Origin of the sequence: Roseimarinus sediminis, assembly GCF_050433125.1 — a bacterium.
In the GTDB taxonomy this organism is placed as follows: Bacteria; Bacteroidota; Bacteroidia; order Bacteroidales; family Prolixibacteraceae; genus Roseimarinus; species Roseimarinus sediminis.
Map to the genome: position 1 here is coordinate 82,505 of NZ_JBNPXV010000011.1, position 24,887 is coordinate 107,391.

At 44.5% G+C, this 24,887-nt stretch carries 14 protein-coding genes; all 14 read right to left on the reverse strand.

Going from position 1 to position 24,887, the window contains the following annotated elements; all coding sequences use genetic code 11:
* Positions 1-27: 27 nt before the first annotated feature.
* Complete coding sequence (locus tag FHS86_RS14305) at positions 28-1,863, reverse strand: RagB/SusD family nutrient uptake outer membrane protein (protein WP_429415021.1); 1,836 nt, start codon at positions 1,861-1,863, stop codon at positions 28-30.
* 30 nt (positions 1,864-1,893) lie between these two features.
* Positions 1,894-5,034, reverse strand: coding sequence for a SusC/RagA family TonB-linked outer membrane protein (locus FHS86_RS14310; protein WP_429415024.1), 3,141 nt, complete (start codon positions 5,032-5,034; stop codon positions 1,894-1,896).
* A 687-nt stretch (positions 5,035-5,721) separates the two neighbouring features.
* Positions 5,722-7,407, reverse strand: coding sequence for a RagB/SusD family nutrient uptake outer membrane protein (locus FHS86_RS14315; RefSeq protein WP_429415026.1), 1,686 nt, complete (start codon positions 7,405-7,407; stop codon positions 5,722-5,724).
* A gap of 31 nt (positions 7,408-7,438) precedes the next feature.
* Positions 7,439-10,738: a TonB-dependent receptor gene (locus tag FHS86_RS14320; RefSeq protein ID WP_429415029.1), complete on the reverse strand. Its 3,300-nt coding sequence runs from the start codon at positions 10,736-10,738 to the stop codon at positions 7,439-7,441.
* Positions 10,739-10,884: 146 nt separating this feature from the next.
* The gene (locus tag FHS86_RS14325; RefSeq protein ID WP_429415032.1) at positions 10,885-12,066 is read right to left on the reverse strand and encodes a FecR family protein; all 1,182 of its coding nucleotides are present in this window, start codon (positions 12,064-12,066) and stop codon (positions 10,885-10,887) included.
* Positions 12,067-12,138: 72 nt separating this feature from the next.
* Complete coding sequence (locus tag FHS86_RS14330) at positions 12,139-12,675, reverse strand: RNA polymerase sigma factor (protein WP_429415035.1); 537 nt, start codon at positions 12,673-12,675, stop codon at positions 12,139-12,141.
* A 31-nt stretch (positions 12,676-12,706) separates the two neighbouring features.
* Positions 12,707-14,197: a sodium:solute symporter family protein gene (locus tag FHS86_RS14335; RefSeq protein ID WP_429415038.1), complete on the reverse strand. Its 1,491-nt coding sequence runs from the start codon at positions 14,195-14,197 to the stop codon at positions 12,707-12,709.
* Positions 14,198-14,324: 127 nt separating this feature from the next.
* Positions 14,325-15,254 carry a dihydrodipicolinate synthase family protein gene (locus tag FHS86_RS14340; RefSeq protein ID WP_429415041.1) on the reverse strand — a complete coding sequence of 310 codons (930 nt, stop codon included), beginning with the start codon at positions 15,252-15,254 and terminating at the stop codon, positions 14,325-14,327.
* Positions 15,255-15,319: 65 nt separating this feature from the next.
* Positions 15,320-17,173: a right-handed parallel beta-helix repeat-containing protein gene (locus FHS86_RS14345; RefSeq protein ID WP_429415044.1), complete on the reverse strand. Its 1,854-nt coding sequence runs from the start codon at positions 17,171-17,173 to the stop codon at positions 15,320-15,322.
* A gap of 202 nt (positions 17,174-17,375) precedes the next feature.
* The gene (locus FHS86_RS14350) at positions 17,376-19,577 is read right to left on the reverse strand and encodes a TIM barrel protein (protein ID WP_429415047.1); all 2,202 of its coding nucleotides are present in this window, start codon (positions 19,575-19,577) and stop codon (positions 17,376-17,378) included.
* Positions 19,578-19,673: 96 nt separating this feature from the next.
* The gene (locus tag FHS86_RS14355; RefSeq protein WP_429415050.1) at positions 19,674-20,765 is read right to left on the reverse strand and encodes a sialidase family protein; all 1,092 of its coding nucleotides are present in this window, start codon (positions 20,763-20,765) and stop codon (positions 19,674-19,676) included.
* 6 nt (positions 20,766-20,771) lie between these two features.
* Positions 20,772-21,422 carry a DUF3826 domain-containing protein gene (locus FHS86_RS14360; protein WP_429415053.1) on the reverse strand — a complete coding sequence of 217 codons (651 nt, stop codon included), beginning with the start codon at positions 21,420-21,422 and terminating at the stop codon, positions 20,772-20,774.
* 18 nt (positions 21,423-21,440) lie between these two features.
* Positions 21,441-22,994, reverse strand: coding sequence for an MGH1-like glycoside hydrolase domain-containing protein (locus FHS86_RS14365; RefSeq protein WP_429415056.1), 1,554 nt, complete (start codon positions 22,992-22,994; stop codon positions 21,441-21,443).
* Between the two features lie 13 nt (positions 22,995-23,007).
* On the reverse strand, positions 23,008-24,846 hold the full coding sequence (locus tag FHS86_RS14370) for a sialidase family protein (protein WP_429415059.1): 1,839 nt from the start codon (positions 24,844-24,846) through the stop codon (positions 23,008-23,010).
* Positions 24,847-24,887 lie beyond the last annotated feature (41 nt).

Here is a 24,887-nt window from a genome sequence, read left to right on the forward strand (position 1 = left end):
TGAAAACTATTCATCTTCAAATCAATACTAATATCCCGGATTTTGGTAATCAACACCTTCTTCCAATGTTGCCGAATAGGTTGTTGATATTGGACGCAAAGCATAATTTGGATCGAAATATTGTGCCAAATCGGGATGTGTTTCGTTCAAATAAGAAACATCTTTAAACATTCCGGTACGTTTCAGATCATAGAATCGTACACCTTCACCACAAAGTTCACGTGCGCGCTCATCGAGAATGGTCCGAATTGTAGCCGTACCATTTATCGGCTCGGCCCCTGCACGGGTACGCACTTTGTTAATATAGGCCACGGAATTACTACCTCCGTTAACATAAATATCAGCTTCGGCAGCAATCAGATAAACCTCAGCCATACGCATAATGAAGAAAGCGTTAAGGTTTCCGTTACGCATTTTTGCTGCATTGGCAACATAATAATTACTACTATTATGCTTTGTTAGTGAAGGATAGAAGAAGCGAAAGAGGTTTTCATTTGATCCATCGGCAGTATAACCATTTGCCGGGTTGTTATAGGCATAGGTCATGTTTACATTCTTTTTTTCATCGTTGTAAACATCATGATAATCAACAAGCAAATAAGGGCTTACAGACCTGGCAAGCAACTCATCTTCATAACCTTCATCCTGAGGCATGAGGAATTTAATGGCCAGATCATCGACAGACAAAGTTGTTCCTGCAATACTTTCATTCTTATCGTATTTATTGGCGGTACCAATATCCCAGGTATATTCCTGCATTCCTTTCCACTCTGTTCTGAATGATTTGTGAAAACGTGGATCCAATGTACCATCGGTTTGTTCAAACAAGCTCAGCAAGTGTTGAGTTGGCATAAAATGTCCCGATGGCATACCATCGTAGGTTAATATGTAGTCCTGTGTTTTCAGGAAGGCACCAAAATTATACACATTGCAACCAAAATATTCATCATTTCTGTTGAGTTTATGATTGCCATTGCTCGATCCATGACCGTCACTTCCTGCGTACCACCTTTGTTTCCATAAAGCTTCCTTATTCTCCCTGTTATTGGCTTCAGCGAAGACTTCATCAAAAGTATCGTACATGTAGGTATTATAAACGGCTCCACCGGTTTCACAATCGTCGATTAACATTTTGGCATATTCGAGTGCCTTGGGTGCAAACTGCTTGCTTTCGTCCCAGTAAGTCGATTGAAGACAAACCTTTGCCAACATTCCTAATGCTGCTTTTTTGCTTGGCTTTGTTGCGGTTGAATGTTCTCCTACAGGTAACCATTCGAAAGCAAATTGCAAATCGGGTATAATGATGTCCTTGTAAATTGTTAGCGGATCGGTGCGTTCAGGTGAAAAATCAATAAATTTTGCAGGTTCGGTTAATACGGTGATGCCGCCAAACTGTTCAACTGCATTAAAATAGTAGATGGCCCGCATAAAATATGCCTCCGCTAATTTTTCATTACGGGCTTCCTCTGTTTTATAAGGTGGGTTTTGCGCATAATAAATGGCCGAATTACACGAACCAATTCCATCGTAAATGCCATTCCATAAACTATTGGTATAAGTTGTATTGGGCATTGATCCGGCAAAAAACCAAAACCATTGGGTATACGATGTTGATTCGTTCCCCCTGAATGTCCATAAATCTGATTCAGCTTCGCTATAATGCATCCATGAATCGGTGCCATACATATAACGTTCCATCCCAAAATAACATTGATTGATCAAGGTTTCATATCCATCAATTGTTTGAGACATTATCTCCATTGTAAATCCGCCTGGATTTTCTTCCTCGAGTGAACACCCCTGAAAGATGGCAACAAGCAGCACTATTGCTGCCAACTTCATATATTTAAATGTATTTCTCATTTTATTTTTATTTTCTTATTTGTAAATCAATTAGAATGTAATGTTTACACCAAAAACGAATTGTTTGTAGAGCGGGAAAGCGTCTGAACCATTTGTTTCAGGATCGGTGTTTTGCAACTGCTTGCTTTTTATCCAGATATATGGATTATAGGCAGTGGCGAAAATTCGACAGCTACTCATCATGATTTTCTGACTTACGTTTTTAGGTAAGGTATATCCCAGGGTTACATTCTTAATTTTCATAAACGAACCATCCTGATAGGTGTAAGCTGACAAGAATTCGCTTTGCTCACTTCCAGATCCCGGTACAGGGAAATAGGCTGTTTGATTATTTTCTGTCCAATAATCAATACCAGACGGTTGATTTGTTGTGGCGCCAGGTTTTGCCGAGTACCATCCAATCAAATCGCTTTCAATGGTTTGTCCAAAGCGGCCCATTACAAATACGGTGAAGTCAAAATCACGATAGGTAATTGTATTGTTTAAACCGGCCACAACATTTGGATTCGAGTGTCCAATAATTTGCTTATCATCGGCACTGTACTTGTGCACACCACCATCATCACTGTCTTCCTGTTCAACTGTTTCCAGTTTTATCCAACCTGGTTTAACACCATATGCTTCCAATTCTTCAGCCGATGCATCTGTTCCCCAAATACCCTGATATTTGTAGCCATAGATTGAGTTGATTGGGCTGCCAACAAAAAGGCTTTCAGAAATAAGATCTCCACCAGGCAAATTATCAATCTGCTCATTATTATGCGTAAACGACAAGGTGGTATTCCACCTAAAATCCTTTGTCTGAATATTCGTTGAGTTCAATGTTACTTCAATACCTTTATTGCTTGTTTCAGCAATATTTTCCCAGCTTGACAATGGGGCACCCCATCCGGTTACACCGCTTGTAATGGGCATAGTACGCTTGAATAACAAATCAGTGGTTTTGGTATTAAAATATTCAACAGCTCCATCGATACGACCATCCAAAAGAGCGAAATCCAATCCAATATTCATATTGTAAGATTTTTCCCAGCCCAGACTTGGATTACCATAAGTACCTGTATATTGGGTAAAAGGTGCAATTTCACCATCTACAGACACTCCATATCCGGTGTATGCATATGCATTGGTATGTGTACTGTATGCCGACACGCCGCCTGAGTTACCGGTTTTACCATAGCCCACACGCAATTTCAGGTTATTCAGCCATTCATCAGAGAAATCCATAAAGGCTTCATCGGAGATGCGCCATGCCAATGCTCCGGCGGGAAAGAAGTCCCACTTATTGCCTTCGGAGAACCAACTTACACCATCCCATCGATTTGACAGGGTAAGCAGATATTTTCCTTTATATGAATAATTCAACCTTGCGGCATATGACATTTTATTTGTCTTTGAGAAACTCGATTCGATGCGCTGTGAAGTAGCAGATGCCAGTCGGTAAAACGTCCACGAATCAAGTTCCTGTCCACTTCCCGATGCCATGCTCCCTTCATGAACATTTGAAGCATACGAAGTTACAAAAGTTGCAGCCAAGGAATGATCTTGAGCAAGGGTTGCCTTGTAAGATGCAATATTTTCCCAGGTATAACTATAAGCACTATTGTTGGTAATGGATGCATGGGGTGAACCTGCATAAGACGGGCGGTTGGCGTTGGCCTGCTCACCCCAGTATTGTCCTGTACGCGCATTACTGAGCGTTCCATTCACTACCGATTTAATGCTGAGACCTTTAAAAGGTAAAACTTCGAGAAAAGCAATGGCATTTGCATAAATAGATCTGGTGTTGTTAACAAACTGATTTTCTATAAAATCACTCAATGGCGAATATTGTCCATTGGCATATTCATGAATTAACTGCCCCTCTTCATCATAAGCCTCACCCAGGGGAAATGACGACAATGCTTTTGTAAAGGTATTTTTTACCCCTCTATCCATGTCGGAATAGTTGATATTAGTAGTAAAACCTGCATTTGCATATTTTCCCAGTTCCTGATCAATGTTCATTCTGATTGCATACCGCTCAAGACTTTCATTGGGCAGCAGTCCTTCATCTTTTACATAATTAATGCCCGAGTAAATTTTTGTTTTATCAGTACCTCCGGTAACCGAGAGGTTGTATTTTTGATTGGTGGCTCCGTCGCCAATTGCTTCATCAACCCAGTCAATCCATTGATTGTTGTTGTATGCGTTATACATGCCTGCATCGGTAAGAATCGACGACATATCTACCGGATAATCACCGTTGATATATTTATACGATTCGCGCTGATAGCTGGTCCATTCCTGACCCGTCATTCCATGTAAAAATTCGGGAGTGCCGCTAACGCCATAATGGGCATCAAAATTTACGGTGGCCTTGCCTTCTTTGCCACGTTTGGTTGTGATAATCACAACACCATTCGATCCGGAAGAACCGTAAATGGCCGTTGATGAAGCATCCTTCAATATGTCGACCGATTCAATATCACTTGGATTGATCTGATTATAGCTCCCCGGAATTCCATCAATTATAAATAGCGGTGAATTATCACCATATATTGATCGTGAACCACGCAACAGAATTTCAACGTCGGAACCAATTTGTCCGCTGGTTTTTACTATGTCCATACCTGCAACCCTGCCTTGCAAGGCTTCCATTACGTTATTGGTTGGAGCGATGGTCACTTCTTCGGAAGAAACAGAAGTAACAGCACCCGTCAAATCACTCTTTTTCATGGTTCCATAACCAATGGCAATGACTTCCTCAATATTCAAAGCATCTTCGCTCATGATCACCTCAAAAGTTTGCTGATTACCGATGGCTACTTCCTGTGCCTGCATTCCTATAAAAGAAAAAACGAGTGCTTCAGCATTTTGAGGTACTTCGATGTTGAATTTACCATCAAAATCGGTGGTGACGCCAATGGTGGTTCCTTTTACAATGACGGTAACGCTTGGCAGTGCACTTCCATCTTCATTGCGAACAATGCCGCTTAGATTTTTTGTCTGCTGGGCAGCCTGCATTTCGGCCTTCCCGTTAAATTCAAGCGAAAAATTTTTGTTCTGCGAATCAGATGCTGCACCAAAACCAAGCATGGTGCAGAACAGCAGGATGGCTGTAATTTTGCCTGTTAAAAATAATCTTCGGAAGCCATCTCGATGGCCTCGCTTAATCGTTAGATTTTTCATGAATTTGTAATCTTTAAGTTAGTATTTCACCCAAAGGGTGTTTATTTTCTCAGGATCTATGTGGCGACGAATCCCGCTTTGCTTATTGTATTTGTTTCAAACTTGTTAGCTTCTTTAGTTGCTAAGGCCTCATTTAATCAGGCAAAGCTTTTTATTTCTGACACAGCAGCGATAGGTCCTATCAAATCGGGTTTAACCGGGAAGGAAGTTGCGCTGACATGCTCTTGTAACTCGATGGTGACTATGTATTATCATGCCTGTTTTCTATTCATTCTCTTAGCTTATGTAAACGTTTACATTAATAGAAAGACATCGCTTGCACAAACATCATCGTTTTTTAACATTAAAATAGGGTGACTGGTGTTTTTATCCGACTTTCACGGTCAGGTTCATACTCAGGAAAACCGCAGTGTTGAATATTTTGCTTGCTTTTTCGCAGGAGAATCCCGAGACAGTAACAAATATGACTTCATGCCTACAGACTGCTCACTCATTGAACTTTCCACCAATAGATTATTGTTCTACTAAAGTGCCGTCTTATTCATCAATGCCGTACTTTTAAGGGACGAAATGCACAAATACTATTGGTGTAATCGTTTTCAGAACTGAAATAAAGATTTAAAGAAGGGGGACCAACTGATCCCCCCTCACACCTAAACTAATTTAACTAAACTAACACTAAGAAAATCAATAGTTATAGCCGGATAATCCATCTACAAATTCGTCACGATTGAGTAATGCATCCAGTTCTTCGCTTGGAATCGGGCGCAATACATGGTATTCTTTTACATAACCCGAAGCCGGGCCTTTGTTAAATGCTTTTACCTGGTCGTATAATTTCCCGGTACGTTTAAGGTCGAACCAGCGTATGCCTTCGCCACAGAATTCACGGGCTCTTTCTTCAAGCAGAAAATCGATGGTCACATCACCTGCACTAACCTGCATCTGGCTTTCATTGCCATCCTTGGCAGCACGGGTTCTGACTACATTCACATAATCGGCAGCCGAAGAAGCATTGCCCAATAAAAGTTCTGCCTCGGCAGCAATGAGGTAGACCTCGGAGTAACGCATCACAAATTGATCGAGTAAACCAAAACGGGTCTTTTTATAATAGCCATTGTACTTCGGACTGTCGAATTTCTTCAGTGCCGGGAAAGGATTGCTGTATGAACGTACGGTTCCGTCGGCATTGTAAATCGAATCGATGTTCAGGTACATGTAATCCTTGGCAGGATTAGGCATTGGATCGGAGTTGATGCTAATATAAATGGCCGTATCGCCAGTTGCTGGTTGGTCGATGGGATCGTTCAGGTTATTCTTCCACAAGGTCCGGAAGGAATTCTCGAAACGGCTGTCGACCGATGCATTGTAAATATCGAACAGGTATTTTGAAGGATAGGTGAAATTCGGATTTCCCCAGTCCTTGTCGCGGTAGCCATATTCATACGACATTTGCGACTGCCCCGATTGGTTGTAATTGAATTTGTAAAGTGTCCACCATTTGTTTCCATCGCCTTCGTTATTATAATCGAAGGTGCTGAAAGAAACACGGTAGAGAGCTTCTTTATTGTCTTTGTTGTTGTCCTCGTTCCAAACGTCGGCATAATCGCTGTACAATTCAACACCCCATGCTTCGGCATTGCTGATAAGTTCGTCGGCAGAATTTTTTGCCAGCGTCAGGTATTCATTCTTCTTTTCTTCGACCTGCCATGCACCACTTAATGCTGCACGTGCCAGAATTCCGTAGGCGGCTTTTTTAGTAACGCGGCCGGGAAGTGCTTCTGCAATGGCTGCATTTTCGGTAGCATACTGAAGATCGCTAAGGATAAGCTCATAAAAATCGGCTACCGAACTGCGGGTAGCAGTCAGTATCGGACTGTTGGTTGGTTCGGTTTTCAGAATAACAGGTCCCCAGGTTTCAACAATAAACCAGTAGTAAAAAGCCCTCAGGAACTTAAATTCAGACAAGTGCTGCTTTCTCAGTTCCTCATCGCTGTAGGCTGTAATTCCTTCTTCGATGTACTGAATTCCAATGTTACACATGTTGATGCCTTCATAGCAATATTGCCAAAGGGCACCGCAACTACTGTCGTTATCGGGCTGCAGTCCTTCGTACTGGGTAAGCTGACGCCAGGAATTACTTTCCCAAATATCGACCCCCATTTCCATGGTAACAAAACCATATTCGTTGTAAAACACCTTACGTTGCCAGCGATAGGCCGAAGCCAGCAGGGTTTCAATGCCGTCGGAACTGGCCCATACACTTTCGGCGGTAGTCCCTGAAGGATTGTACTCATCCAACTCGCACGAAGCTAAACTCACTGTAAAGATTACAGCCAGCAGAAATTTTATGATTATATTTTTTGTATTCATTTTGCTTTCTTTAAAATTCAACATGACTCAATTAAAAATCGATATTTACACCAAAAATCAGCTGACGGGTCAAAGGTGACGATTCTGACCCTCCTCTTTCGGGATCGTAATTTTTCAGCCTTTCATCTTTCACCCAGGTAAGCAGATTGGCTCCGGTTGCATAGAAACGCACTTTACTGATCGAAAGCTGATCCATCCATGCCGAGGGAAGGGTGTAACCCAGTGATACATTCTTCAATTTAACAAATGAACCATTGGTGATATGAAGCACATTGGCATGCTGGTACTGGTAGAGTCCGTTTATATTGGCATCGGGACGCGGGTACTGCATGCTCGGATTTTCGGGTGTCCAGTAATCGATGAAGGCAGGTCCGTTTTCCAAACCGTTGGGATTGTAACGTCCCAGCACTTCACCCCAGATTTCCTGTCCTACGCGGGCGTAGATATAAAATCCCATATCGAAGTTTTTATATTTAAAGGTGTTGTTTAAGCCACCTTCCCAGGCAGGTGTCTCTGAACCTACCGGCTGACGGTCGTTATCACCATCGATAATGTAGTCATTGTTCAGGTCTTTTACTTTGATATCGCCAGGTTTGTAATTATGACCATTTTCGTTGAATTTAGCCATTTCAGCTTCTTCACCAAGTTGCCAGATTCCTTCCGACACGTGATCGTAGAAGGTGTAGATGGGTTCTCCAATAATGAGTGAAGTATGCTGTCCGTTCACCCAGTAGATATTTTCCTCATCAATTAATTTGGAAATGTATTCCGAAGTAGTGGTGAAAGTAAGAGCAGTATTCCATTTAAAATCTTTGCTGTCGTAATTGACGGTACGCAGAGCCAACTCAAAGCCCTTATTTTTGGTTTCACCTATATTCTGGTAAACGTTTTTGTTTTTCCCTCCATTTGACCAGGGCAGGGTACGGCTCAGCAAAATATCGGAAGTAGTGGTCATATAATAATCGGCAGTAAGACTGATCCGGTTATCGAACATCCCCAGATCAATACCGATGTTGCTGGTTTTCGACTTTTCCCATCCAAGGCTGGAGTTACCGTAAGTATTGATTGAATAATAAGGTGCGGTTACATCGCCGAACGAGAAGCTGCTGCTCAGGCTCATTGAAGTTTGTGTTCCATAGGGAGCAATGGCAGAGTTACCAGCCATACCATAACTGGCCCTTAACTTCAGGTTGCTGACCAGATCAGCATCGGCCATGAAATCTTCTTCGCTGATTCTCCAGGCTGCACCAAGCGAAGGGAAGTAATCCCAGCGATTGTCTTCGGCAAGACGGGAGGCACCGTCGTAGCGCATTGTTCCGGTGAGCAGATATTTTCCTTTAAAGCTATAATTTAAGCGACCTGCTACCGAAAAGTTGGCATATTCAACATAACCACTGTAAACTTCTTTGGTTCCTTCTTCGGTTCCCTGTAAGGAATAGAAAAGCTGATAAGGAAGCATCTGATTCAAACCTGAACCTTCCACCCAGTCGGATGTACTCTTAATGTAACTGGTTAAACCGGTTACTTTCAGCGAATGGTCGCCAAAATCGGCACCATAGGTCAGGATGTTGTCAAAGTTCAGGTAGCGGGAATTGGATGCGCGATAAGTTGCTTCGCTACTGCTACCCATTTTGGCAATCGACTCACTGTCGAAATAAGAACCATTGCGTGAACTGCTGAGCGCAAGCGCCAGGTTGCTTCGGTACGAAAGGCCTTTCACCGGTGTAAGCTCGAGATAAGCATTCATATTGGTATTGGTGCGCAAACGGTTATCGATGGCGGTTACCGAAGCTGCTTCGTCGGCCAGCGGGCTGATAATGCTTCGTCCTTCGATGGGATAAATATTCACATTACCGTCTTCATCGTAAGCGTCACCAAAAGGTGAAGTATAAAGGCTCATCGTGATCGGGTCGGTACGGCGATCAATGTCGTAATAGGTAAGTTGTGAATTAAGACCTGTTTTTGCCCATGAAGCCAGTTCGTAATCAACATTTAAACGGGCTGTGTATTTGTCCATTTCGTCGTTGGCATATGGTCCTTCCTCATTCATGTACCCAACTGTGAGTAATGTTTTTAACTGATTGGCTCCGCCCGAAACAGTAACAACATGGTTCTGCAATACTCCATTTTGTAATACCAGATCTTTCCAGTTGGTCCATTCGTTGTTACGGATGGCTTCCATTTCATAGTCAGCAAATATTTTCTCATCATCAGCAGCCGAGTTCCAAATACCGGCTGTACGGTTGGCTTCCCTGCGCAGGTTCAGATAATCGTCGCCCATGCGGCTTTCGGGATATTTTGTAAAACCATTGATCCCGCTGTATCCATTGTATGACACACGTGGTTTTCCTGCTTCACCTTTTTTGGTGCTGATAATGATTACACCATTGGCACCCTGGGCACCATAGATTGCAGTTGAAGAGGCATCTTTCAGTACGTTGATTGACTCAATGTCGCTTGCGTTAATGTCTTCAAAATTTACGCCCTGCACACCGTCGACAACAAACAAAGGAGCGTTGCTTCCGTTGATGGATCGGTTTCCCCTGATTAAAATATCGACACTGGCACCAGCCGCACCCGAAGTACGCGAAATCATCATACCAGGTACAATCCCCTGAATGGCTTCCATGGCATTGGTTGTAGGAGCCTGCATTATTTCTTCGGTTTTTACAACACTTACGGCGCCTGTGAGGTCAGCTTTCTTTTGCACACCATAACCAATGGCAATGACTTCTTCAAGGTCCATGTCGTCTTCGCTCATTACGACCTCAAAAGTTTGCTGATTACCGATGGCAAGCTCCTGTGACTGCATCCCGACAAAAGAAAATATCAGGATTTCGGCATTCTGAGGCACTTCAATGTTGAATTTTCCATCGAAATCGGTAGTTACACCAATGGTCGTTCCTTTAACAATTACTGTTACACTGGGCAGTCCAACACCTTCTTCATTCCTTACAACACCCGAAAGCGTCTTTTTTTGCTGTGCCGCCTGCATTTCGCTTTCAATCAATTCCGTCTGAGCCTGCTGCATTTCGGCTTTCCCTATAATTACCTGGCGGTCCTTCACCATGTAAGTATTTCCGGTTTCAGCAAACAAACGGTCAAGAATTTCTTCAACACTTAAATCCTCTCCTTCAATCGAAACTATTTGATCAAGATCGATGTTCTGATCCTGATAAAAGAAAATGAATTCACTTTGCGCTTCAATGGAGTGGATTACATCCCTCACAGAAGCCTGTTCCATTTCAAGCGTAAAACGCTTGTTCTGCGAATAAGATTCCACACCAAAACTGAGCATGGAGCAAAACAGCAGGATGACAGAGATTTTCATAGTTAAAAATAGTTTTCGGAAGTCATCTCGATGACCTCGCTTAATCGTTAGGTTTTTCATAAATTTGTAATCTTTAAGTTAGTACTTCACCCTAAGGGTGTTTATTTTGACCGGGATTGGTTTGGCGACGGATCCCGGTTATTTTTTTATTCTTCTGTTTTACGTTGAATTTCGTAACTGTTCTCACCTGCCATCACTTCAAGTTCTGAAGCGAAGCCAATGGTCCCAAGCACATCGACAATGCTGTCGCGCAGATCGAGCTTTCCCGAAAAGGTAATTGCTTCGGCCTTGTCGTGGTAACGAATAGAAGTATTGTAATAACGCTCCAGACTTCTGAAGATGGCGCTTACCGGACGGTGTTCGAGAATGAGGTAACCATTGATCCACGAAGTATATTGTTCGGTTTCGACATTTTTCACCGAATAATTGCCGCTGGCCTTGTCAAAAACAGCACTTTCACCGGGCTTCATGATCAATTTATCCTTTAAAATTCCCCCGCGGTTAACCAGTGTTACTTCGCCATGCACCAAAACAGTCTGCGTATGTTTTTCGTTGGCATAAGCCTGTACATTAAATGCAGTTCCGGTCACTCTGACATCAATGTCATCGGTATGAATAATGAAAGGGTGTTGTTTGTCGGCCGCCACTTCACAATAGGCTTCGCCCGATAAAAATATTTCACGCTGCTTTCCTTTAAAAACCGAAGGAAAAGCGAGCTTGCTGCCTGAGTTTACATAGATGTGGGTTCCATCAGACAGGTACAGGTCGGTGCGTTTTCCGTAAGGAACTGTTAACTGGTTCATCTTCATCTCCGTAGATGGCTGCTCAATACTAATGGTGTCGGCATCGGCCAGGAGGGTTCCATCGCTTTGCTGCCTGATTACCAACGATTCACCATCGATATCTTTCACATGACCATCGCCTGTAAGTAACTGGATAGATTCATTGGCTGCGATGCTTCCTTCTTCGAACGGAATAAACGAAGCTTGTTGCTGTTTTTGGAAAGTATAGGCCGATACCGCCAGAACAACAATGGCAGCGGCAGCTGTCATCCAGCGTTTTAAAATCAATACACGACGTTTTCTGGCTAGTTTCAGGTGTATTTTTTGCCACATCATCAGGATGCGCTCAGGTTCAATGGCTGGTTCGTCGGCCCACACCGATCGAATAAACGAGGCTGCCTGTTCAAAATCGGCCTGCTGACCGGGATGGGAAGCCAGGTAATCAGTCCAGGCTTGACTTTCACTTGCTGTACCATCGATCACCCAGTTGATAAACGAATGATCACTGATCAGATCGGTGACAGTATATTTTTCTTTTTTGCTCATTCTTTCTATTAATGTAAACGTTTACATTAATAGAAAGACATCAATTATGAAAACATCATCGTTTTTTTGAGATTATTTTACGATTTCGCGTAATTTTTTTATGGCTTTGCTGATCAGGTTCCGACACGATACAATTTCCATATCCATAATTTCAGCCACCTGTTCATAGGTAAGTCCCTTGGTGTAGCGAAGATAGACCGCCTCTTTTTGCCTGGCCGACAACTCATTGACTGCCTTCCGGAGCAATGCCTGCTGTTCGTCGGAAGTTTCTTTTTCGACAATGGTTCGTTCAATGGAATAGATGACCAGAAAGTCGTTGGTGTAATCGTTTTCATTATGATGCAGGCCTTCTCTTTTCATGGCCCTGAGCAACTTATTCCTGAACGAACGGATTAAATAAAAGCGAATGCTGTCGGTTGAACTGATTCGTTGATTCTTGAAGATGCTTATAAACAAATCCTGAATACAGTCCTCAATTAAAGCCGTGTTGCCCGTAAACTTCAAACCATACAAATAGAGTTGTTTGGCATATTGCTGATAAATGGAGGCAAAAGCTGCCTCATCGCCTTCACGCATTTTATCCCATACTATACGATCAGATAGTTCCATCAGCATTCAGCTTCAAAAATAAACTGCGAAATTATTCTTTCTGTTTAAATTTTCTTTTTGAAAAAAGAAAACCAACCAGAAAAATTACCGTTGTACCCAAAACAATGGTAAAATTGGTATGGAAGCCACTTTGCAGTTTCAACCACAGCCCTTCGGTGAAATAGATGGGAGATAAACTCATCCACAAGATAAGCAAAACACCGATGATTACACCAATGGCTGCATCGACATTTTTTGCTTTGCGTGCCAGCACCCCCAGTAAAAACAAACCAAGCATACCTCCACTGAAAATTGAGGCCAGTCCCCACCATGCATCCAAAGCGCTTTTAACACTGATCATTGCCAAAGCCACTGCAACGCCAAACACACCGAATATTAACGATGAAGCATACAGCACTCCCATCGACTTTTTATTATTGGCTTCACGATTGATGTAGCGCTTGTAGTAATCATTCAGCACAATGGTAGCTGTTCCATTCACACTGGTCGACACGGTACTCATACCGGCTGCAAACACCGAGGCAATAAGAATTCCTGTCAAACCGACCGGAAGCTGATTGACGATAAAATATGGAAAAACTTTGTCAGCCATGTCGAGCGACTGCAAAGTAGCAGGTAAAAGCTCTGGCTGTGCTTTGTAAAACGAGAATAAGGCCGACCCTATAAAGAAGAACAGCAGCGAAACCGGCACATACAATAAAGAGCCGAAAAGTGTTGAGCGACGGGCTTCCTTATCGTTTCGGGCTACCATATAACGTTGCACATAATTTTGGTCGATACCGTAATTCTGAAGGTTAATAAACAGGCCATACAGCATCATGCCCCAAAAAGTTGAACGGGAAATGCTCCAGCCCATATCTCCCAGACTGAACTTGTTGTTTTCGGCTGCAATTTCGAACATTTGTCCGGCACCTTCGGGCATATTGAACAACAAGACCCCAATGCTGATCAATGCGCCGCCTATAAGGATAATTCCCTGTATGGCATCGGTCCACACCACGGCCTGAATTCCTCCCAACATCGAATACACCACAATACTGGCTCCTGTAATCAGAATTATTGTTGAAACATCCCAGCCAAACAAAGCATTTAAGGGCAAAGCCATCAAATACAAAATAGAACCGGCACGCATTACCTGGGTGAGAATGTAGCACATTGAAGCATAGATACGTGCCCAGGGACCAAAGCGTTCTTCAAGATAGGCGTAAGCCGAAATGCTGTTCATTTTACGGTACAAGGGTACAAAAAACAATACAGCAATAACCGAAGCGACAGGAATTGAAAGACTAAATACAAAAGCATTCCAATCGCTTTGATAGGCTTTGCCGGGCAGCCCCAAAAAGCTGATACTGCTTACAAAAGTGGCAAATATCGACATGCCCACTACCCAACCGGGTATTTTACCTCCTCCCGAGGTATATTGGTCGGCACTGCGGTTACGAAAATAGAACAGGCTGCCAAAAAGCACTACGCCTGCCATGTACACAATAAAAACAATCAGGTCGGTGAGTGGTAGTTTCATAATTAAGTCATTAAGGAAAAAGTCATTGAAAAAAGGAAAAGGAAAAAGTCATTGGTCATTGGGAAAAAGGAACGCACTCTACTTAATGACTTAGTGACTTTTTCCTATTGACTTACTGACTCTTGACTTATTGACTTTTTCCTATTTCAAGTGCTTCAAGGTTCTTCATGATTTTTTCGCGTTCATCTTTTTTGAAACGATGGAAGGGGTCGGCCAGGTAGTCGTCGCAAATGCCCATGACCGAGAGCGCACACTTCAGTCCTTTGAGATACGATGATCCAAAACGGCCTACCGTATAAATCGATGAGCTGATTTGCAGTACTTTTTCCTGCAACTTCCTGATGGTATCGAAATCGTGGGCAAGGGCTGCCTTATACAAATCGACATAAAGTTTTGGAAACATATTGGCTCCGCCATTCACACCGCCTGTAGCGCCTAATACCACCGCATCGGCCATCATCTCTTCGGGACCAACGTAAAGCTGAAAATCTTTATAATTGCGCATGGCATATTGCAACAGACGGAAATAAGTCATGTTAGCCGAACTGTCTTTTAATCCTACCACACTGGGTATTTCGGCTATTTTGCGAACGGTATTCGGGTCAATCATTACCTTGGTGTGAACCGGCATGTTGTAGAGATATAGTGGCAGCGGAACTTTCCGTGCCAGACTCTCGTAATATTCGATCAACTCGGGCTGTGCTGCTCCATAGTAGTATGGTGGTGCAGCCACCAGGGCATCGGCGCCACATTCGGCCGCTTTTTGAGACAGCTGCAGGCTTTCAACAATTGATGTATCGGTAATGCCTACCAACACAGGGATGCGACCATTTACCTGTTTGCAGGTGCGCTCGATCAGTTCGCGCCGCAAGCGGTAACTGATACTCGAAAATTCGCCGGTAGTTCCCAAAATAAAAACGCCGGACACACCGCCTGCAATTACGTGTTCAATTAAACGTTCCAGCCCCGCAATGTCGAGCGTATCAACATCTGTGAGCGGGGTAATAAGAGGCGGAACGATCCCTTTCAGGTTTTTAATACTTTCGCTTATAATCATTTTAAAGGTTTTATTCTTTTGAAAATACTGCTATGTTGTTGGTAATTATAATCAGCACTATCGTGCTACCAGCGGTAAGCTGCCTGAATTCCGGCTTTGTTCTTTATGGCTTCATCTACATCGGGACCATTATTGATCCACTCGTTGCCCGGTCCCGGAGTGTTTGAAAAGAACTTGTCTTTCTCTGTCCAGTTGTTTACTGCCCGGATGTACGACGAACCTTCGTCGTAATAAATGTATTGATAATGATCGGGGATATGGGCATATGGCGCCTTCAAAAGTTTTTCGATCCGGTTTTCGCTAATTTCGCCATTGGGTTGCGCCGATAAGGTGTAAATGCCACCCACATCGTACATGTTGCGGGCAAAATGATGAATATAATTGGCATGTACACGATTATTTTTCATACAGTTGATGGTTTTGGTCCAGCCCCACCCCACACAAATACCCGAATAATTCAGGTGGCTCACTTCGTTGTATTCAATGTTGATATCGTGGGCAAAGCCAACACTGATTCCTACACAGCCCCAATCTTCGTTGGTAACATTCGAAATGAGGTTGTTCGAAATGGTTTCGAAACGGCAAACTTCTCGTTCGTCGCCCGGGTTATAGGGCAAATGCGCTTCGAACGCGGCATCGCCAAAGAAACCAGCCTGAATACCGGTACCCCCTATATCTTCAATTTTACAGGCTACTATTTCATTGTAAGCGGTGCCGGTAACCAGATCGATGCCCGTTGCTGCAGCGTGCATTACTTTACACTTGAAAATGCGGTTATGCTGTGCATTGCGCAATTCGATTGCAGCAGGCTGACGGCCCAGCCATGCCTGATTTTCGAGCCCGGCTTTATCGGGTGTTCCGGGTTCTTTCAGCTTATACGCATCGAGAAGGTAGAAACCGGCCTGCAAGGGCACATGCCCGCGTTCCGAAGGGCGCATCCAGGTAGTGTGTTCGAATGACAGGTTTTCAAAATGGATGTATTCAACCGGATGATCCAGCGTTCCTTCCATGCTGACCAGCGTTTCTAGAAAAGGAACCAGCACCTCTGCCCGGTCCATATTTTCACCTTCACGAGGCCAGTAGTAAATTTTTCCATTGTCGGTATCGGCATACCATTCGCCGGGATTGTTAAGCAATGCCGGATGATTAACAAAATAGAAGGCCGAATTACCATTGTATTTTTTTTCGGAATCGATAAAGGGTGCCGGCCATGGATGTTCAAACTCGATACGGCTTTCGGGCTGAAAAAGCGAAACTTTTGCACTATCGCCTACAATTTCAATATCTTTTACCCTGAGGTTCGCAATGGCCCACCACTGATGAATGACCATTTCGAGCTGTCGGGTTTTGCTTAAATCCACATCGGGGAGCGGAATCCAAAATACCTCGTTTTCGTGATCGGCAGCCAATATGCGGTCGAGTTCACCATCATCGAGATTCGATGCGCGATTGGCTTTTACCCCGTCAACCCACATCTGACGGAATTCGACGCTACGACCGGCTTTACGAGGCATGTCGGCAACCCACAGATTTCGCGATGCATTGGTAAATCCGTTGACTTTTCCGGCCTTTTCCCAATCATTTACTTCTATGCCACCACTTATGCGAGGTAAAGTTCCGCTAGCACCTTTAATCGTAGTAATACTTGTTACGTTGCCAGAGTCTTCAGATCTGAACAGCAAAGGCTCGTCGAGAAAATAAGTTCCGTCGGCCACAATGATGTTGATGCCCTCTTGTATTTCGGGAGCATTCAGTCGTCGCAACTCACGGGCTTTACGTTGGGCCATCATGATCGTTTGGAGTGGGCTGTCTTTCGTGCCGTCGTGCTTGTCGTTTCCTTTAGGAGACACATAAATATTTACTGCAAACAATGGGATGATTGCAATAAGCAGAATGATTGTTGTTAGTAGTTGTTTCATTTTTTTCTGTTAAGTAATTAGGTTTCAGGTTTCGGGTTTCAGGTTACAGGTTTACCCTGTGAAATAAAATCGGAGATTTTAACGCAAAGCGTTATTTCACAGGGTAAACCTCACACCATCAATCTTTTCTCTCTCAATCTCTTTTAATCTTTTATCGTCAATCTTTTTCCTTCAATCTTTTTCCTTCAATCTTTTTTTTCATCTACTCCTGAAAAATTTTCTTCAAGTACCGTGTGTTGGCGCCAAAGTTGCCCACTACATCGCGCGGATTATTCTGGTCGCGCGAGCGTTCAATCACCAGCCAGCCTCCCCAGCCCATACGGTCGAGGGTTTGTTTCACCTTCGTCATATCAACCCGCTGGTTGTTCTCCAACCAAACACCGTCTTCGTCCGTTATCAGTATCTGACAAATATTTTCGGCACCAAGTGTCTCCAGTTCGCTATACAAATCGCGGCCGTTTTGCAAGGCATTGGCCACGTTGTAATATATTTTTATTCCATCTGAATTGATTTCGCCCAGCAGTTGCAGTTCACCTTTGGCATCAAGCGCAGTTTCGATACCAATTACCACACCGGCAGCTTTTGCTTTCTGTCCGGCACGATGCAATTTGGCCACAATGGAATCGCGACGTTCGGGATGTTTATTCAGGTCGCCCTCAACGCCCAGCGGCAGAAAAGCAACTTTAGTTCCCATCAGGTGCATGGTATTGATACAATCGTCGATCATGGGTTCAACATCGCGGGCCGCAAAATTCTGGGCATAAAATCCCGACATGGCAATACCGGCCACTTCGAGATGGTATTTATTCAATTCATCCTGAAACTTACGGCGCATTATGGGGTCGAACAACTTACTATCGAAAGTCGACCGGTTGCCTAAACCTCCCATATCGAGCAGCAAGCCATCGGCGCCTATCTCGTGCGTACGCGAAAAAGCTCCCAATTTTTGCCGTTTGAGAATCATCCAGTCGCAAACGCCAATTTTGTAACGCGCACCACTTCCAATCCAAGCCTTTTCATCTTCGCCTTGAAACATTTTTTCGAGCGATGCAAAGCCATAAATCGCATGGCCGGGCAGATTTTCACCATTTTCGCCAAAAGCTTTCAGTTGATTTTGATCTTCAATCGTAATGTCCGATTCATCAAGTAGTCCTTTCTGATCGAAAACTTTTGAAGCATCAAGATCGAGGTGTTCGGCCATGAAACGATACATCGCTGCCCGCTTCGACGGGCCGTAATCGTGACCTTCGTCGGCCAAATGTTTATTTTCGACCACTGCCCCATCGCCATAAAAACCATAGATGCGCTTCAGGAAAGGAAATTCCATTTCGGGAACGTTGGCCGTCCAGTCGCCCCCGTCGGAAATAACCAACTGAGGCTTGGGGGCAAAAAGTGCTGCCAGTTCAACATTATTGGTTCCTCCTTCGCACAAATGAATGGGATTTCCACTTTCGCAGGGACATCCACCATAATGAATAGCCGATAGCATCACCGCCGGAACGCTCACATCGATGCGCTCGTCGATGGCTGCCATCAGCATTGAATGGCTTCCACCGCCCGAGCCGCCGGTAATGCCCACCCGGTTGGTATCGGCATAATCGAACGACAGCAGGTAATCGAGTAAGCGAATGCTGTTCAATGCCTGCATGGTATTGGCAAGGCTTTTTCGATGAGCCGAACCGTCGAACTGAAGCGTTGATTCGCCCCATGCAAACAGATCGTAACTCACCACCATGGCGCCCATGCGTGCCAGGGCAGCACACCGGGTTTGAATTTGCTCGTTGTAGCGCCCGTTTCCAAAATGCCCGTTCGGACTTAGTATTACCGGTATTTTACCTTTGATTTTTGCGGGCCGGTAAATGGAGCCGGCCACATAAACACCGGGCAATACTTCCAAACCGATATTCTGAACCGTGTAGCCCTTGTGCTTTCGTAGCTCCGTTAAAACCGGCTGACTTTCAGCAGCATCGGGCAGAGGCGACAAACGCAAAGCATCGGGCAAACAAGCTTTAATTGCCATGCGCCGCTGTTCCCATTCCGTTTTATTTGAATATTTTGACGCTAAAAAATTAAGCGTTTCCTGCGCTTCGTTTACTGAGCGACGATGGTATTGATAGCCTTGAATTTTGTACTTTCTGTCTCCATCGGGAATGGCCACCATATCAAAGGGAGCCAGCACATTCTGCAAGGTTTGCTCCACATCGGGACGATAACGCCAACGGGCATAGTCGAGTACTTTACCCTCGATGCTACCACCCGAAATGCGCAGTTTCACCTTATACTGATACTCAATGTCGTTCAGCACTTCGTTCAATGCTTGCTGAAAATTATCATCAGATGTTTGAGCAGAAAGCCGCGTAAACATTCCGATTAATAATAAAAGTACGACTGCTGTTTTTTTCATTTAATTATATTTTGAAAGAAATGGAAGCGATTGAATGCAATTGGAAGCAATCGTTTTCTCCCATTCATCCATTCACTCTTTCATTCACTCATTATTTTACTCCGGCCATTTTTCGTCCTCAATTTCAATCATATTCAATAGCGACGGGTCAACTTTTACGTATTTCATTTTTTCACGGCGCCAGGTATAAATAATGTGTACCATTCCGTCGGCACCTTGTATCACTCCGGGATATGAATACTGACTGATTTCGGAATCTTCGAGTACCAACGAGGCAAACCAGTCTTTTCCATTTTCACTAATGGCCACATTAAGCGGAGTGCGATGCCCTTTTGAAGCACCAATGGGTGTTTTCACATGGTTGTAAACCGCCAGCTGACGGCCATCGGCCAGTGAAACTGCATCGGTTCCGGCGTTGTTGTTGGGTAAGCCTGAAGGCTGTGTCAACCCCCAGGTTTTGCCATTGTCATCAGACCAGGCCGAAACCAACACCGAATTTTTACTGCGGCAAAGAATTTGCATTCGCCCGTCGGCATAGGTTAAAATACTGGGCTGAATGATGTTGTGCACCTTATAGTTATTAATATTATCGGTTTTAGTCCATGTTTTACCCTGATCTTTGGTCATTTCGAAATGCACATGCCAGCCGTTACCTTCGGTACTGGTAGGGCAAATTAAGGTACCATCGGCCAGTAAAACGGGCTTGTTTTTCACAGGACCTATGTACCCTTCGGGAAGCTTTTCGGCCTCGCCCCATGTTTTTCCATTGTCGGTCGAGCGTTTCAACATGCCCCACCACTCTGAGGGTTTGGGCCCTATTTTGTAAAACAAGAGCAACTCGCCATCGGGATATTGAAACAGAACGGGATTCCAGGTCGGGTAACGAACGCCGTCGTCCCAATCACCATTGGCAACTTCCATGGGGGCTGTCCACTCCCCTTCGATTTGCCGACTTACATAGATGCACACATCGGGATGGCGCTCACGGGTCCCGCCAAACCATGCAGCCACCAGCCCTTCGGGCGTTTCGGCCAGTGTACCCGAATGGCATGAAGGAAATGGAGCTTCGTCATAAATAAATTGTTCTTCAACAATTCCCTTTTTCCAGTCAACATTTTGTTTTTGCGGCTGATTGCAAGCTGAAAAAATCACAACCAACAATATCGATAAAAGTGCTATTTGTCTCATATCCTTCTATTTCTTTTGTTCTTTTAATGATTTGACAAAATCTTTGTAAAGCTGTCGCCAATCGCGTCCGTTGCTGATCAGGTACTGCTCCGATTTTGTTTTGTAAATTTCGAAGATGGCCGAAATTTGCTTCATGCTTTTATAATCGATGGCCATTTCGCGGGCTTCTTTCATATAACCAAGTATTTTGGCCTCTTCTTCGGCAGTAAGATCGGGTACGATGGCCTTGTAGCCGCGCATGGTGAAATCGACCTTTCCAATGGTGTATTTATCCAAAATAAGTTCGACCTGCTCTTCGGTCAAATCGGCTCGCAGCGCTTTCATCAGGTTTTCGTGTACCGACGCCGGGATGGCCGAATCGGCAATCATCTGGCGATCGAGCTCGGTAAGTTTGTCGCCGGTGCGCGGGTTAATTCCTTCGGGCACTGTAGAAGCCGGGTGCGTATCGTGCCAGTTTTTTACAGCGCTTCGATGAATGGCAATGGCATCAGTCAGCCGCTGTTCTTTGGCCACATCGTTTAAGTTCAGAGCCGCCACCCATTCGCCTGCCTCCTCGACATACTGTGCCAGCTTTTCCTGGCTGTTGCCAACTGTTGTGGCAAACAAATTGCCGCTCATCAACAACATCACTAAAAATATCGTTTGAATTTTCTTCATACTCTGGTTTTTTAAATCCTATTCAATGACCAATTTTTCCAACTTACTGGTGCGGCCAACTTCCTTACCATCGACCAGTACATACAAGCCTTTGCCATTTTTGTATTTTGACCCGTCTTTATCCCACACAATGGTGAGGGTTTTTCCCTGGTATTTCAGGTGGTCGAGGCAGAAATAATCCCACGTACCTTCGGGCAGCAGAGGATTGATTTCAATTACCTCGTCGGCACGAGGACGCAGACCAACCAGGCCGGTGATCACCAAATCGTTAAAAGTTGAATGGTTGTAGTAGCGGCTGCGCTCCTGATCGCCTTTCAACCAGTAGCCGGTTACTTCGTCGAGGTACTCGCCAATGTACGGACGGCCGCGATAATACTGCGACTCGACATAGCGTTCGAGGTGAAAGAAATAAACAGAATCGCTCATCACATCCTGTTCATAATTATTCAGCAAATTAGCCAGGCTGGTAAGCGTTTGCGAGGTGGCAAAAGGCCAAACAGCCCCGTCCCACTCGCACTTACAGCATCCGTGAGTTCTGAATTCAGGGTGACGACGTTCGGCTGTAGTTAAGCCAAAAGGTGCTAAGAAGCCTCCCTCATCCATAATTTGTTCCCAGGCTACGGTATGTTCAAGCGAAGGAATATTGAAATACCATGGAATATATCCGATGGCTTCGCGTACTCCGGCATAATTTCCATCTTCTTTTATGGTTTCGTAAAAATTCATTTCAGTATTCCAGAACTTACTCTCAATGAACCCAATTAAGGTATCGGCCTTTGCTTCGTAAAGCTTTTTGCTAGCCATATCGCCTGCCATTTCAGCCATTTGTGCTATGGCCAGCGCATTTCCGGCCATGTAGCTGTTGATGGTGGGGCGGGCATTTTGCACTCTGCGGCCACCACTGATCTGCTCTTCCATGCCATCTTTCACATCGTGCTGCCAGAACAATCCGTTATCGAGCCGGCGTATTTCTTCCCATTCCTGGTAACTTTTTATCATATCGGGCAACATATCGAGCATATAAGCTTTGTCGCCGTCCACCTTGTACTTTTCGAGTAAGGCGTAGGGTGTCCAGCTGCTGAATTTATTGAGTTTTGCCATGGGCTCGCCCTCGTTGCCCCGATACCACACATGCAGGTACTGGTTTAAATAATCGGGGTTGTGCAGCCAGCGCGCTTCCATGGTGTGATGACCAATAGCACAGGCAATGAGGTTGTATTTATCGGAATAACTGCGTTGCACCAAAAACTCGGTAAAAGCATAGCCAACCGGTGTTTCCTTAATGTGCTTGCGAAGTGTCCACCAGCGATAGATGAACATTTCCTCAAAATTATCCTGCGGGCACTCAAACAAGGGTACATTTTGTTGCATCCAGTCCCACGATTCGGCATCGGGAATGGCCTGAACCACATTTTCATCTTCCATGCGGTTGAAGTAATCGACATACGATTTAAAATCGTCGTACTTCAATACCGATTTTGATTTTTTACCCCAGGCCATCGACGACTGCACGGTAAACAGAAAGCCTAAAACAAAACAGGCTGTTATAATTTGATTGCGAAAATTCAGCATAGTTCTAAATGTTTTATTTCTCTACAGAAGTTTTAAACGATTTGATGGTAAAAACGGCTTCTTTGTCGATTGCTCCAGAGTTTTCGACATCGAACCACTGCATGCGCGGCGAATCGACCGTTGGATAGTAGCGACGCTCGCCGGTGCGGAACATCACACGCGAAATATGTTCCACTTTCTGAAAGCACAAGCGCCCCGATTTACGTTCGCCATCGACAAACACTTCGTAAAAATTGCGGTTCAGATCGACCACCACCTTCACCTTGTAATCGCGGTTGGCTTCGTAAACCATGTTGCGGTTTACGCCATAACCATCCTTATTCATGAAATTACCTTCGTTGTTGAAAAACATACGAATGGCGGCATTTCCTTTATCGTCGGCCAATACGACATGCAGTAAGCCATGATCGTTTTGTGCCAGGTTAATTTCAAATTCAACACTGAATTTTTTAGAAGCCGGAATTATTTTTTCGGCCACAGCATAATCGAAAGGATCCTTATCGCGCAACACGAGGGTTTTTTCCCCCTTGGCATCCTTTTCAATTTTCACCGGAGCCCAAAGTGGGGCGTAAATATTCCAGCTATCGAGTTCTTTGCCATCCTTCATTTTAGCAAACACATCGTTGGCGTGTTTTTCGGCCGCTGTTAAAGCCGGAGCCGGCACCGACGAAACCCAGATGTCTTCTTTATTCATACTGTAAGTAAGCCACATTTTACCATCGGGCGGTGTACCGTTTCCTTCGAGAATTCCGCGAATGTACTGAGGCCCGTACGATTTGAATTGTCCTCCATAGCGCATGGTGCTTATTTCGCCGTTAATAAGATGAAGGTTGGTGTATTCCAGCCCATCGTTGCTTAACGAAACAGCCAGCGGCCAGCGAAATTGCGACGGGTTATAAACGGTGGCATAAGTACCATCGCTCATTTTTTGTCCCCATATTTTTGCCGCCTTGGTTACAAAACCCGGTGCGCGGGTCGGGGTGTATTCCCAGCTTTGCCCACCGTCGTTACTAATCGATGTGAGTGCATGTTTCCAAAGTCCTACGACCCTTCCATCGTTCAGGTGATAATACGAAAATGCTTTGTATTGTTCTTTCAACGGAATGAGCGGATCGTCGCGGTCGGCTTCTTCGACCCATTGCTGCATCATCAACGGGTCGGCCAGCATGGCATCGCAGGCTTCGATAAAACCTTTATCGTTTGATGATTGATAGAAAGGATAGTCGGTATTTTCCTCGTTCCATCCTTTGTTGTAACGAATGAAATAGATGGGGCCCAGCGAACCATCTTTGTAGATTTCGCGAACCGCACGACCAATGCCTTTGCCATCGTTGGGACTGTCTTCGTGGGTAATGCAAATTCCGAAGTAGCCCATGGTAAGCAGCCGCTTAGACGGAGCTACATAAAATCCAACGCGTTGATGCAAGACCGAATAGTTATCTTTAGCCACCCCCTCAACGCCTTCTTTGGTGGTTCCGTCGGGCACTTTGTAGGGCGGAAACAATACAATGGGCTGTTCCCAGTGGTATCCGTTTTCCGAAGTACTCAGATAAACCTGTCCGGGCGCTTCGTGCTCGCTCACCGGGTTACTAAGGTACTGAACGAAAAATGTGCCGTTCCAATAAGCCATGTTGGGACCGTGGTTATAGGTCCAGCCATACACATCGGCCATTTGGGGATGCTCGCGACTGGCACGCAGTACTTGTATATTATGTACCCCGACGATCGGGCTTAATTGTCCGTGATGATAATCGGAGTTACAAAGTGTTGTTCCTGTATATCGTACAGTATCCTGAGCCGACAAGCAAAATGTTGCCAACAGCAAACTGAATCCAATAATTATCCTTCTCATATTTTCTGATTAAACGTTTTCACTTTTTATTTGCACCCGGA